This is a genomic window from Corynebacterium mendelii (assembly GCF_017307055.1).
Taxonomy (GTDB): Bacteria; Actinomycetota; Actinomycetes; order Mycobacteriales; family Mycobacteriaceae; genus Corynebacterium; species Corynebacterium mendelii.
The window spans coordinates 46,093-60,618 of sequence record NZ_JAFLEQ010000011.1 but is presented as its reverse complement, the minus strand read 5'-3'; the positions used below and the strand labels follow the sequence as shown (position 1 = coordinate 60,618).

Here is a 14,526-nt window from a genome sequence, read left to right as displayed (position 1 = left end):
GCCGGCCGCGGCCGACTAACGGCCGAAGCGCACAAGCCGCTTGACGGTGGCCCACCAGCCGCCGGGGTGGTGCCGGCGCCCCTCCGGCGGGCAGATGCCATCGGCCACCGCGAAACCCGCGCAATGCCAGGTCAACGGCTGCGGAAGGGATACCACGGCGCCGCGGCCGTCGATGATTCGCCGCCACAAATCACGGTCGCTGCCGCCCGCCCATCCCCCGGCGGCAGTCAACGCCGCCCGGCGGGCCGTGACCGTGGTGGCCAGCACCGGCACCGCCGCTTTTGTGGCTTTGGCCGGCGAGGTGGGGAAACTGCGGACGGACACAGCCGAGGAAATCAGCTCCAGCGGGGAGGAAAATTCCAGGGAGGCGTCAAATTCGTAGACAGCCGTGCCCACCACATCAACCCGCCTGCCCCGCCGGTCGGCGCGGGCGAATTCCTCCAGCGCGCGGGCAGTGCGCTCGTTGTGGGCGACATCGCCGGCATCAAGCCGCATAATAAATTCCGTCCCGCAGGACGCCAGAGCCTGATCCAGGGCGGCGGCACCATCCCCGGCATCCCCCGCACCCGCCTGCGGATCACCGACAATGTAGCGGACCCCCGCCGCCACAGCATCAGGCGCCCGGAGAATACTTTCCGCCTCCGGGTGCAGCCGGGCCGGGGCCGCCACCAAAATCGCATCAATGGGATGGGTTTGGGCGACAACACTGGCCAACGAGCGGGTCAAAAAATCCACCGGCGTATCCACGGACACGGCAATAATCGCGGTGACATCAGTCATGCCCACCGATCCTATGCGGTTGCCCAACCGCACCCACCCCGATCCGACACGCCGGAATCAACGAACCGGCCGGCGGCTAGCTGTCTGACCCCTCCGACTGCTCGACGGCCACCAGAGCCAGCCGCAGCAGCGCTTCGAGTTCTTCCCGCTGCTCCGGCGTCAGTCCCGGAGGTGTGGTGCGGCACACCTCAATATGGGTGGGAAACACCCGATCCAGCAATTCTGTACCCTCCGGCGACAGGCTGATCAGCACCTGGCGACGGTTATTCGGGTCGACGGTTCTAAACACCCAGCCTTTGCTGACCAGCTTGTCGACCCGGTTGGTCAACGCCGGCTGGGAGACCATGGTGGACTCGGCGAGACGCCGGGCGGTCACAGCCTCCCCGACCCTCCGCAGCGTTGCCAGCACATCAAATTGCCACGGCTCCAGGCCAAACTGCGCGAGGTTGGCGGAGATATCACTCGACACTGCCCGCGTCAGCCTGAGAAGACGGCCGGCAAGAGCCATCTCGTGGGAGTCGATCTCCGGACGCAACTGGGCCCACTGCGCCATAATCCGGTCCACGCAATCCGTGCGCTCCGGTGTGTTCTGCGACGTCACTTTCCGGCACCTTCCTTCCATAAACCAACCACAACTTTTCCGGATCGGGGACACCCGGTGGTGTCCCGTCACACCCGGATCCAACAAGAATTAATCCGGTGATACCGCTACTGAAGGTTCATCACCAACGGCATCCACCCTACTATGCCGGGCTTTACTGCACTTATTCTGCATGGATCAGCCAGCAGGATTTGCCCGCAAATCCCAAAAACTACACTATTGCTTTAATCATTTTCCCACGAATTCTCCGCGGTCTAATAATTTTCACGCGGGCACGCTGTCAGCCGGTGATGGCCGATTGCCCGCCACACGGCACCGCCGGACATTGTCGTAAAAACAATTAAAACAAAAACAAATATTTTAACGAGGCCATTTCAGTCAATCGCCAACAACGCTTGCCCACACGGTGATATCCGGATGAGTCATCCCGGAAAAAACAGTGGCGCACGGATGCAAATATCCGGCACGCACATGGTTCCCCGGGTGAATTCCGGAGGAGTTTTTGTCGCGTATCACACGCTACCGATTACGGGACAATACTCCCCGGGTCACACATCAGACAAACAGCCGTTGACAAGCAATGCCCTGTCCGGCCGGACCATGCAAAAAGTAATACTTCCACAGCACTGTACACCACCGGCTTCGGCAATCACCCCTCACCACTACACCCCCGCTACCGCAAGCTGGCGAAAAATATGCCGGATAACCTGCAGAACCGGCCGTCAGACAGCACCGTACCCCACCGCACAACAATTGCCGGCCGCCACCGCACACATCCTTTACTGTGGCTGATTGAGGGCGTTTCCCGGTTGCCACGGCCCTCTGGCGCACCGTGCCGACACAGCAGGGAGGCAACGATTTATTTCTCCGTCGCACACACCGATTTTCAGCCCATGCGCAACAATAAAAAAATACTTTCCCCATCATAAATAATGTCATTCGCGGACACTTATTCCCATTTGCTTTTTCCCCGAATATTTTTTACCGGCACATCATCATCGAACCGTCCTCCGCACACAGACCACTGTCTACCGCCCCGTGCCCAATGTCCCGCAACAACCGGCGGTACCCGGGCCGGGTCACGCCGCTGTAGGCGCTCACCAAGTTGTCCACGTAGGTGGCGGTGACTCGTACCCACGGGCAGCGGCAAGGTCACGGCACGCTTGTACGTGGCGCTTAACGCCCGCCTCGTCCTCACGGTCTAGCGATACGCGGACGTAGATGCCGGCGCGCGGGGCGTGGGGCGTGGTCCTTGTTCGTACTGGCCATGGTTGTAACCAAAGTGGCACGAAAAAGGGTTCAGGTAACAACCACCCCGTCAACCCAGCGGACCGCCGGAGTCCCCATTGATCCGTCACCGCGGCGCGAACACCATTTACCTCCCCCTTGCCGTCGGGTCCGCCTGCGGCCGGGCCACCGGTGCCGGCACATCACCGTCAGCACCGGCTCTGGCCCGAAGAGAACATACGGCCCGGCGGTCACGCCCCCTGCAATCCGCAAAACGGCATTTGTGGCCGTCCGACAGACAAAAACAACCGACAGGTGCGGCTGGCCCCCAAAAATAGGTGACCGCGGGGGTGACGGCGACGAAGACTGCCACCCCCTGCCGCCACGATCACAATGCCATTAATAATTTGATCCTTTCTGTGACGTCGACAGTCATTTGCCCTGTTGACAGCGGTACAAGAGTCATATTCAACAGCGATGGCCCGGATGATCGTCCCGGCAGGGATCACGTCAGAAGCGGCAGCGGCACCCCTGACCGTCCTTTTCAGGGGATCAAACCCCAGTCTGCTGGTGGTTTAGGGCCCTCGGCAATAGGCTTGAGGCATGTCCCACAATAAGTCTCACCATAGTAAAAACACAGCTAACCGCATGGCCATGCGTTCGCTTATGGCCCTCACCTCAGCTGCCGCCCTCACCGGAACGATCACTCCGGCAGTCGCCGCACCAATAGCGTCAAGCAATGAATCCGATGGCGTCTGTAAAGAAGCTCCCTACTGGGTCGTCGACGACGCGCAGACCCTCTACCGCTCCACAACTATAGATCTGAAGGAAGCCAAACCTGTCCTCGTCAACGGCAAGCCGCTGAAGACAGGAGTGTACAACTACGACATCGCCGCCGAAGGCGACAACATCTACGGAATCGCCAGCAACGGCAATATATCGGTCATCAACATCAACTCGGGGGACAGTCGGGTTGTCAACGTCGAGTACTACGACGACGACGGCACACTTTCCGAGAACCTTGGTCCCGCCAACGCCCTGTCGATCATTGATGACACGCTGTATATCGGGCTGTACAAAACCCCGTACGTGTTTACCGCCCCGCTGAAAGATGTCGACAACCCCACGTTGGGCGGACCGGTCACAGCCACTCAAGCATCGACGGACTTTTCAAAGTTCCTGACCACCGACGACGTTAAGATAGTGGGTTCTGGCGGCGATTTCCTGCGCGCCCCCAACGGCGAACTGTTTCTGCTGGCCGAGGGTGTCGAGAACGGTAGGAGCGTCTGGTATTTGGCAACACTCGGCAAAAAAGCTCCCGGTAAGGATCTGATCGACTCCGGCGAGTTGATTGGCCGTCTTGAATTCAAAAATCAGCCTGTGGCGGCTTACGGACTCACCCTGTCCCAAGGAAGACTCGTTCTGGCAGGCAGCGACGGCTGGGTCTACGCCATGAACGTCAATGAGCTCGATAGCAGCAATAAGGAAGGTCGAATAAGTCTCACCCGTCTGGCGAAGCCGGGCGATGCACTCTACGGTGCGGGTTCGCTGGCTGAAAACGACGCCGCCTGCAACCCGACACTGACAACAATCACCTACACCGACCCAGAGGGCAACGAGGTCGGCACCCAGAAGATCACCGCCTCCAACAACAGCACCCTCGACTACGTCATCCCCGAGTGCACTGCCTTCGAAGGCTGCTCCTACGTCACACCAGACGATTCCACTTCGCTGGTGACCGACGGAGAAAATCATGAAGTGCCGCTGGTTTACAAGCTCAACGATCCGGCGGAGCCGGTGTCGGTGGCTGATCCGGCACATCTGACCGATAACGAAAAACAAGCAGTCAAAGACAAAGTCAAGGAAGCGAACCCGCAGATCGAGCCGGGCAGTATCACCGTTGACGATGACGGAACTGTCACGGTCACCGGTGATCCCAAGTACCAGGACGGCGAAATCCCGGCGTCGGTGACAGTCGATGCCCTGCCCCGCAATGAGGTCTACGATCCGGGCTATTCGCCGGTGTCGGGACCGTACAATTCGACGATTGCCTCCCCGGTGTCGTTTACCCGTGAAATCGACGGCAATAACACCACCAACCCGGTGGTCAGCAGCTACGCCCTCGATGACACTGGCCCCACCGATGTGACCAAAACCGATAATCCGAACCCGGGTGAAGGTGAAGTCTTCATTAACCCGGTCACCGGCGAGGTGAAGTTCAAACCCACCAAAAAGCAGGCTGATTCGTCATTCGTGTTCTCGGTGACTGTGACCTACAAAGACGGCACCACCGACCAGACCGATGCAGAAATCACTGTTGATCCTTTGATCAACACAGTCATTGAACCCACCGGAACCTCGGCGACAACCAAACCCAAACAAGCAGTCACCGCAGGTTCAGTCGGATTCGTCGCCAAAGGCACCACCACCGCCTCCGACCGTCCGGACAACACAATCTTCGCCTTCGTCGACACCCTGCCCGGGTCAATCGAGTCTGCTGATTCCGCTGACAATATTCAGCCCGGCCAAGCCTGGATAAACCCGACCAACGGCCAGGTAACCTTCAATCCCACTGACAAGCAGGCCGGCACTACCCAGCGCATTCCCGTTATGGTGACCTACCCGGATACCAGCACCGCCGATACCGAAGCGGTCATCACGGTTTCTGAGCTCACCGACAAACTGGTTCAACCGCAACCGCAGACCCTGGTAACAACCGTCAACACCGAAACCCCGGCACAGCCGATCGCTTTCAATGTCCAGGGAACCACAAATCCGGTGGCCCGGCCCATCAACGCCGAGTTCTCCCTCGACATTCCGGAGGGTCTCACCGAGGATGAAGTTCAATTCAATCCGAGCACCGGCAAAATCGTCTTCACCCCGACGACGGACCGTGCCGACAGCTCGTTCGTCTTCACGGTCACCGTGACCTACGAGGATGATTCAACTGATACGACCACCGTGACCTACACGGTAGACCCGCTGTCGGCGGCTCTGGTGGCTCCCTCTCCGCAGATCATTCCGGCGGTAGCGGACAAGCCCGCCACGTCCAAAACACCACAGTTCGTCACCTCCGGCACCACCGAACCGGCGAAGGCACCCGATGAGACTACATTCAGCATCGATACGGACGCCTTAGCCGACAATGTGACACCTGTCGACAACCCGGAGGAGATGGAACCGGGCGAGGTCTACATTGATCCGGCAACCGGCATAGTGACGTTTATCCCCACCAAACAGCAGGCCGGCACCAGCCCGATCATCCCGATTGTGGCCACCTACCCGGACGGGTCGAAAAACGACACCACAATCACTTTCACCACAGCCAAACTCGATAAGGCCAAGCTGGACCCGAATCGGCAGATCATTCCGGCCAAAGCCGAAAAACCCGCCACCTCCGCGCCGATCGGTTTCACCACCCAGGGCACCACTGACAAAGCCGATCCCATGGACGGCGACTCGTTTGCTTTTGCCGACATGCCTGACGGTGTGGAACGCGTCGGCAGCAAAGACTCCGTGACACAGGGTACGGCCTTCATTGATCCGGAAACCGGTGAGATCACCTTCACCCCCACCACAGCCCAGCAGGGAAGCTCTATTACCTTCCCTGTCACCGTCACCTACCCGGACGGTTCGACGGACCCGGGCACCATTGTGTTCACCGTCGCGAAACTGGAATCGAATCTGGTCGAACCGGCCTCGCAGATTCTGCCCGCACCATTAAACGAGACAACCGACTCCCAGCCGATCGGCTTTGACAAGCAGTCGACCCGGGTGCCTGCCGATGTCGAGGGCGCCACATTCAGATTGGGCACCCTGCCTGAGGGAATCGACTCCAAACAGGTCAGCATCGACGCCAACACCGGTGTCGTCAGTTTCCGCCCGACAGGTGACCAGCAGGGCAAGTCCTTCGTCTTCCCGGTTACCGTGAAATACGCCGATGGCTCCACCGATGCCACCACTGTCACTTACACGGTGGCGAAGTCCTCTGCCGCAAGTGTTGATCCGCTGCCGCAGACCCTCCCGGCCATGGTGGACCAGTCGAAATCCTCTGACGCACCGTCGTTTGTGAAACAAGGCACCATCACGCCCACCGAAGCCCCGGAAGGCACCACCTACAAGCTGGGTGATCGCCCTGAAGGCATCGATGAAAACCAGGTGTCGATTGATTCGACAACCGGCATTGTCACCTTCAAACCGAAACTGGGACAGGCAGGCACCTCTGTCACCTTCCCTGTGACAGCCTCCTACCCGGATGGCACCGAAGATGACACCAGCGTCACCTACAATGTCGCCCAGTCGACTGCCACCCTGGTTGATCCGCAGTCCCAGACCCTGGATGCGGTGGTCAAAAAACGCGCAACCGCCGCCACCCCGGGCTACAAGCAGCAGGGCACCGACAACACTGTCACCGCACCGGATGGCGCACGCTACGCTCTCGGTAGGCTGCCGGAAGGTGTCGCACCAGACCAGGTCTCGATTCACCCGGATACCGGTGCAGTCACCTTCACCCCGGAGCTTGGCCAGGCAGGCACATCCTTCATCTTCCCGGTCACCGTGAAATACGCCGACGGCTCGACCGACACCTTCACCGACACTTTCACCGTCGCAAAGCTGATGGCAAACGTGATGCAACCCGGTGATGTCTACACCCCGGCCGAAGTGGGTGTCGAGGCTGTCGCCGAAGCCCCGGCAATCACCGAGCAGGGCACCATCAACACCGCCATCCCGCCAACGGGCACCGTCTTTTCCCTCGGTACGCTGCCGAAAGGTGTCGAAGACAACCAGGTCTTTATTGATTCGACTACCGGTGCAGTCACCTTCACCCCGAATGAAAACCAGGAAGGCACCACGGTCGATATTCCGGTGGTGATGACTTTCCCCGATTCCTCCACCGATCAGGCCACCAGTTCCTTCGGGGTCAAAGCCACCGCCCCGGAAAACGATAACCAGCGTTTCCAGCCGCTGCCGCAGACACTTCCCGCCCCGGTCGGAGGTACAACCACCGCCGACGTTCCGGGATTTGTTGAGCAGGGAACCACCACGCCTAGCGACGTGCCGGCCGGCACCACCTACACCATCGACTTCGGCAAGCTGCCGGAGGGTGTCGACGAAGACCAGTTCGGCATCGACAACGGCAAGGTCAGTCTGACCCCGACCGTGACACAAGCCGGAACCACCATCAGTGTGCCGGTGATTGTCACCTACGCCGACGGCACAACAGACAACACCACCGTCACCTTCGTTGTCGGACGGACGCAGGCGGAAAGCTTCGAACCACTCGACGTGGAAAAAACCGCACCGTTCGGGGAAAAAACGACCTCCGACGACTACACCTACACGCTGCAGGACGGCACCACGGCCACCACTGCGCCGGCCACCAAGTCCTTCACACTGGGCGACCTGCCGGAAGGTGTCGACAAAGGCCAGGTGAGATTCAACACCACCACCGGCCAGGTCACGTTCGAACCGGATGTGAAGCAAGCCGGACAGTCGTTCGTCTTCCCGGTCACCGTCACCTACCCAGACGGTTCCACCGACCCGGTAACGGCAAAGTTCACTGTTCCGGCGGCTTTGTCGACCCTGGTTGTCGCGAACCCGCAGATCAAGGAGGCCACCCCGACTGAATCGGCGACCTCGCCTGCGATCACGTTCACCTCCGCGGTGGACGATTCGCCGATCACAGACGCGGACGCGAAGGTGACAACCTTCACGGTTGACAGAAACGATGTTCCCGGCGGTATCGAGTTCGTCTCCGGCACCTCCGCCCCGGACACGCTTGCTCAAGGTCAGGCCTGGATCAATCCGCAGACAGGTGAGATCACCTTCGTTCCCACCTTGGAGCAGGCCGGAACCTCAATCACGGTGCCTGTGACAGTGACCTACAACGATGGCACCACCGCGAAGACCACGGTGAAGTTCACCATCGCCGAAACAGCTACGGTCGTTGAACCCAACAATGAAAAAGCTGTGGCACCCATCGGGGCTACAACCACCTCCGACGAGGTCACCTACCTCGACCAGGCCGCCGACACCCCTGTCAGTGGTGAGGATTCACCGCAGGGTGAAACATACGCCATCGACGAAGCACGTTTGCTGATAGGTGTCAGCAAAGTCAACAACAAAAACGATGTCACACCCGGCACGGTGTGGATCGACCCGACAACCGGTGCAGTCACCTTCCAGCCGAGGAAAGAGGATTCCGGACAATCGGTGATCATCCCGGCGACCGTGACCTACACCGATGGCTCCACTGACCCGGTCACCGTCACATTTACCGTCCCGGTTTCCGAGGCCGACGAGTTCGAGCCTGTCGCCCAAAACTGGAATGCGCCGATCGGCAAGGCCAAATCCGGCACCCCGATCGCTTTCGTCGACCACGCCAAAGGTGAGGAGGCTACCGGTGACAACAAACCGGCGCTGACTGACGAATCCTTCTCGCTGGGTGAAGTCCCTGAAGATCTTAAAGTCACCATTGACCAGGCCACCGGTGCGGTTTCCTTCACCCCCACCAAAGAGCAGGCCGGAGAACAATTCCAGTTCCCGGTGACGGTGACCTACAAAGACGGCACCACCGATTCGACCATGGTCACCTTCACGGTCGACCAGCTGGCCAGTGTCGACTACCATCCGACCTCGCAGACCATCCCCGCCAAGGTGGGTAAGAAAGCATCCTCCGAGGACACCGGGTTCACCGCCCAGGGCACCGACACCCCGCCAGTGACACCCCCCCAGGACACCAAGTTCACCACCACCGCGCCCGAGGGTGTGACATTGGTTGACAGCAAACCGGATCTTGAAGCCGGTGAGGCCGGGATTGATCAGGCAACGGGTAAGGCCTGGATTGATCCGACAACGGGCAAGGTGTGGTTTGTTCCCGGCACCGACCAGGCCGGAACCTCGGTGGACTTTTTGGTGACCGTCACCTACCGAGACGGCTCCACGGATACCGAAACCACCACGTTCGTAGTTGCGAAACAGGACGCTGCGCTCTTTGAGCCAGTCAGCCAGGATATTCCGGCTGTCTCCGGTCTACCCGCCACCTCTGCCCCGGTGGAGCTGGTTGATCCCTCCGGCGAGCAGAAGCAACTGCCTGAAGGCAGTACTGTTGCCATCACCGGTGATGGTTTCGCCCAGGTTGGTTCCCCGGACAACATACCCGTAGGCAAGATCTACATTGATCCGGCCACCGGAGAGATCACCTATGTTGCAACCAAACAGCAGGCCGGAACCTCGGTCGTCGTCCCGGTCACCGTCACCTACCCGGACGGCACCACCGATACGGCGCAGGTGACATTCGACGTTGCCCCGAGGCTGTCGGTACCCAACCGTTCCACCCCGGCCACCTCCAACACCCCGGTCTCGTCGACGATTCCGCTGTTTATCAACGACACGACCGGCAGCACTGTGGTCAGCCCGAAGCAGGTTGACTTCACAACCGATCAAGCTCCCAAGGGCTACATGCCGGCTGACTCGGCAGAGACCGTGGGCCCCGGCCAGTATTTCCTGGATAGCGACTCCGGTGTCTTGACCGTCACCCCGCGGCAGGAAGACGCCGGTAAAACCCTGGTCTTCCGGGTTACCGTCACGTTCCCGGATGAGACCACCACGCAGACCAAGGTCAGCTTCCCGGTGGCGCCTATGGCAAAAACCGCGACTGTGGTGGCCAACATCCCGCAGGTCCTTGATGCCCCGGTGAACAAAGTCACCACGTCCGGTCCGGTCGAGTTCCACGAAAAAGACACGGACAAGCCGTTCGATATTCCACAAGGCACCACCCACCGCATTGTGGGTCTACCTGCCGGTATCACACAGGTGACTGACCCCGCTGCCGTCCTTGAACCGGGCCAGGCACGGATTGACCCGGAAACCGGTGCCATCTCGTTCCTCCCGGCCGGCAAGCAGGCGAACAAGAAGTTCAAGTTCCTGATTGTCACCAAATTTGCTGATGGCTCCAAGGACACCACCCCGGTGACCTTCCGGGTTGGTTCTGTTGCCCAACCCCCGACAGACACAAGCGAGACAACGCAAACGCAGCCGGGATCATCGATGGATTCGATTCTTCCCGTGGTCGTCGGTCTCGGAGTGGTGGGAACACTCCTGGGTGTTATCGCCACGGCCCCGACGGTCAGTGCCCCGGCACCCGCACCGTTGCCGGTCGCCCCGGCACCGGAACCGCTGGCCCCGGCCCCGGATACTGCCCCTGATGTGGTCAAACAGCCCGCCCACAACGACAGCGCCATGCTGGCTGTCACCGGCGCCAATGTTTTCGGTGTCACTGCCGGCGGCCTGCTGACCCTGCTGGTCGGCGCCGTGCTGGTGGCCGCCAACCGCAGGCGCCGCCACCAGTAACGACGCCCCCGCCCGGTCCTGCCGGATCATCCACCGGTTTCGGCAGGACCCGCGCCACCGGGTGCTGCCGGAAACGTAAGCTTCAGGAAAAAATTTCATCCCCCTTCCCAATCCGCCGCCGGATGCGAGCCAGTGACCCGACAAAGCCCTGGCCCACCGCATCCGGCGGCGGCTTTTTTGTTTTTTCTCCCCGCCCCGCACACCGTCTTGTTTGCCCTTTGACAAACTGCGCCACGGGTTTCCGCAACCCGTTGTGCCCCTAGAGCATGCCGTAGTCGTGCGCCCGGCGGCGGACATTGTCCATCACCGCGGCGTGTGCCCGGACCAGTGGGCCCGGCAGCCCGGGCGATCCCCCGACTGCCAGCCAGGATTGTTTGAAACCCGCATCCCAGGCAGCCAGCGACCATTGGGGATGGGTGCGGTGACGATCCCGGCGCATGGGCAATGACTGCAGGTGAAAATCACGCAGCGCGGCGATAAGCTCGCCGGCCTGTCCGCCCAGCCGGTGCTGTGCCAGCCACCGGTTGACAAAACGACAGGCTCCGGCGGCCACGGCTTTGTCGGCATCAGCGGCAAGTTCACCAAACCCGCATGCTCGGGCGTGGGCGGCAATGGTGGCCGCGTCGAGGAAAAACCATTCGTTGTCCAGATCAAGGCTGCGGCCCATCCAGGTGATGTCGCGCAGCGCCGACTGGTTGGAGCCGGAGGCGGTACACAGCGCCAGTGCCACACAGTCGCCGGTGAATTCCTCCCACCCGTTGTCTTGTGTCACAGCCTCACCGGGCCAACGGTGGTTGGTGTGCCCGGTCAACCACATCTGATCGGGTGGCGGGACGCAGGCTTTGCGCACGGCGAAGTTGATGCAGGCCCGGTCAAAATTTGCCTCGGTGACAGCGATCCCGTGCCCGGAGGCGAAATAGGTGGAATATAAGCCGACGTATTTCGGCGAATGCTCCACCGTGTCCCCATTGTTGTGGGCGTAGCCGATCGCGCCACACGGCCAGGTGACCGGCAGTCCCGCGGCACCTGGCTCCACGGCGTTTTTCAACCTGACACGCTGCGCCGGCCGCAGAATGGTTTTCTTTTCCCGCTGCAGCGGTTTTTTCACCCACGCCGACAACAGGTTGTCTGCTGTCACAGCAGTTACCCGGCGGCTGCCGACGGTGGTTGCCGTGTGCGCCCTGTTTTCCACCACATCCAGCAGATAGGTGTGTTCACCGGTGGTGGTGGTAGCGCTGACTGCCGGGGTGGCGGTCGCCCGGCGGGTGGCCCACACGGTGAAACTGACTGCCCATGATCCGGCGACAGCGGAAAACTCCCCGGCATTGAGCACACTGCCGGCCCGGTAGGTGAAAGTGGAGGTGAATTCCCCCATGAATTTCTCCCAGGTGGGTCCACCGTGCAGGAAACGGTCGTTGCTGAACAGGGCGACAGTGACATCAGTGAGCCGGTAGTGCCGGGTGATGGCCAGTATCCGCCACAAAAACTGGGCGTACAGCTGGTGGGTGGCCCGGTTGAGCCGCAGGGACGCCATGTCCCGTCTGACTGCGGTGGCGGCAATATTTCTTTTCGAACTGCCCCCGTGATTGGCACCGGTGCCGTACGGCGGGTTCATGAGGATCACCAGTGGACGGTTGTCGTCAAAAACTTTGTGCAGATCCCGCGGAAGACCTGCCGCCGGGGTGGCTGCCGTGTAGCCGGAGTTGAGGAAATCGTGGACGAAACATCTCGCCCCGGGATTGATCCCGTCCGACACCGCCAGTTCCAGCGGGTCAATCGTCGAACAGAAAAGCTGGAGATAGTCGTCGTGGCCGCCGGTGAGGTTTTTGGTTCCGCATGCCGGATCCCACACAACATTCTCGCTGCGCCACCGCGGCCCCAGCACCCGGTCAAGGGTGGTGTGGGCGTAGTCGGCCCACAGGGGTGGGGTGTAGAAACTCCCCGTCAGCCGGCGGGCCTGCAGCGGGCTGTTTTCATCGTGACGCGACACACCATGGTTGGCCGGGGAACAACTCTTCCGTCCGCTTGCCACCCGTGAGGTATCCGTTTCTGCCTGAGCTTGATTGGTTTTCGGTTCAGTGTAGTGGGCATCCCGGCGGCAGTGGCTTTCCCGGGCTGTTGGCCTGCCCGCCTACCGCCCCCCAGCACCGGTGGGCTGGAAGGCAATGGTTTTCACCGAAAACAACTCCGCTTTTCTGAGCAGCCGGAAAACAGTGCTGATGGCCCTGTGCATGGGTCCGATCGGCCCCATGGTGTCGATCGCCGACACTGCCTGCCAGCGCTGGCCGCCGAGGTTGGCCATTGACTCGGCGTCAGCACTGCCGAAGGTGTAGACCGATCCGGTTTTGTTGGTGATTTCTGCTTTCCGCTGACCTTTTCCAATCACCCGTGAATGGTGGCTGTCGGAGACAAACCAGCAGGCAGCCGTCATGGTGGAGGCGATGTCGGCAAGAATCTGGCGCACCTGGTCAGCAGTGAGATACATCACAAGGCCTTCGGCCACGAAACAGGTCGGCTTGTCATGGGCGAAATCATCCATCCACCCCGGGGCGGTCACCGACGCCCCGATCAGTTCAGTCGGATCCTCCGGCATCACGGCTTTCCTGGTTGCCACCACTTCCGGACGGTCGATACCGAAAAAAGTGACGTCTTTGATATCGGGCACCCGGGTTGCCCGGGTGCACAGTCCCACCCCCAGGGTCACCACCTGTATCGGTCCGTCGGTGATCCGGCGAAACTCCCGGATTTGCCGGTCAATGCACAGCGCCCGGTGGATGGTGCCCGCCCGGTTGCTTTTTTCGGCGACCACATAGTCGTTTAAGTCAATGGACGACTGCTCGGCAAGCACGGTAAGGCGCTGCCACACTTTTTTCGCTTCATCGTCGTTCCAACAGGCGATCCGGTAATCGTCGCCGGCGTGGGCGCGGGCTTCAATCGTACAAATCAAGGTGGCGCCGAGATTGTCGGAAAACATCTCGGGGATGGCGTTGTTGTCCGGAATTGTCATAGCCAAACCTTAAACCCCCGGATTGATCCGTGCACGAACACCCCCTGCCGGCCCACCACCACTACCGGGTGAGTTTCCGGGCCACCGGGCGCGAGATAAAAAATGCCCCGGCCGCCGATACCAGCGCGATGACAATAAGTTCCACCCCGCCGACAGAGGCCCCCAGTCCGCCGAGCACGAGGGAAATAACCGTGGAGATCACAGAGAAAACCACAATGAACAAAAAGATGAAGACCACAGTGTATTTCATGCCCGCGACCAACCCGGTGATGCGGGTGGCCGGGCGCCCGGGAAAAGCAAAACCTCCCGGTCATCTGCGACCGGGAGGAATAAAAATGTGGAGCATAGGAGAATCGAACTCCTGACCTCCTGCTTGCAAAGCAGGTGCTCTACCAATTGAGCTAATGCCCCAAGAATTGAAATTGTTTGGTGGGCCTAGCAGGATTCGAACCTGCGACCTCTTCGTTATCAGCGAAGCGCTCTAACCGCCTGAGCTATAGGCCCTCGAACGAGAGTGAACTTTACCGTGCGGTTGTCGACAAACGCAAATTGGGCCCCT

The 14,526-nt window shown here is 60.5% G+C and carries 6 protein-coding genes and 2 tRNA genes; 1 reads left to right on the top strand and 7 read right to left on the bottom strand.

Annotated elements, in window-relative coordinates; translation table 11 throughout:
* Nucleotides 1-15: 15 nt before the first annotated feature.
* Nucleotides 16-780, bottom strand: a complete 765-nt coding sequence (locus JZY06_RS06840) for a glycosyltransferase family protein (RefSeq protein ID WP_207278814.1) — start codon at nucleotides 778-780, stop codon at nucleotides 16-18.
* A 76-nt stretch (nucleotides 781-856) separates the two neighbouring features.
* On the bottom strand, nucleotides 857-1,381 hold the full coding sequence (locus tag JZY06_RS06835) for a MarR family winged helix-turn-helix transcriptional regulator (RefSeq protein WP_207278813.1): 525 nt from the start codon (nucleotides 1,379-1,381) through the stop codon (nucleotides 857-859).
* 1,875 nt (nucleotides 1,382-3,256) lie between these two features.
* On the opposite strand from JZY06_RS06835, the gene JZY06_RS06830 reads away from it, so the two are divergent.
* Nucleotides 3,257-10,960, top strand: coding sequence for a YPDG domain-containing protein (locus JZY06_RS06830; RefSeq protein ID WP_207278812.1), 7,704 nt, complete (start codon nucleotides 3,257-3,259; stop codon nucleotides 10,958-10,960).
* A 259-nt stretch (nucleotides 10,961-11,219) separates the two neighbouring features.
* On the opposite strand, the gene JZY06_RS06825 is transcribed toward JZY06_RS06830, so the two are convergent.
* From JZY06_RS06825 to JZY06_RS06805, 5 genes are all read right to left on the bottom strand, one after another.
* Nucleotides 11,220-12,950: a hypothetical protein gene (locus JZY06_RS06825; RefSeq protein WP_207278811.1), complete on the bottom strand. Its 1,731-nt coding sequence runs from the start codon at nucleotides 12,948-12,950 to the stop codon at nucleotides 11,220-11,222.
* A gap of 141 nt (nucleotides 12,951-13,091) precedes the next feature.
* Complete coding sequence (locus JZY06_RS06820; RefSeq protein WP_207278810.1) at nucleotides 13,092-13,967, bottom strand: class I SAM-dependent methyltransferase; 876 nt, start codon at nucleotides 13,965-13,967, stop codon at nucleotides 13,092-13,094.
* A gap of 61 nt (nucleotides 13,968-14,028) precedes the next feature.
* Nucleotides 14,029-14,217 carry a hypothetical protein gene (locus tag JZY06_RS06815; protein ID WP_207278809.1) on the bottom strand — a complete coding sequence of 63 codons (189 nt, stop codon included), beginning with the start codon at nucleotides 14,215-14,217 and terminating at the stop codon, nucleotides 14,029-14,031.
* A gap of 88 nt (nucleotides 14,218-14,305) precedes the next feature.
* Nucleotides 14,306-14,378, bottom strand: a tRNA-Ala gene (locus tag JZY06_RS06810).
* A 16-nt stretch (nucleotides 14,379-14,394) separates the two neighbouring features.
* A tRNA-Ile gene (locus JZY06_RS06805) sits at nucleotides 14,395-14,471 on the bottom strand.
* Between the last annotated feature and the right edge of the window lie 55 nt (nucleotides 14,472-14,526).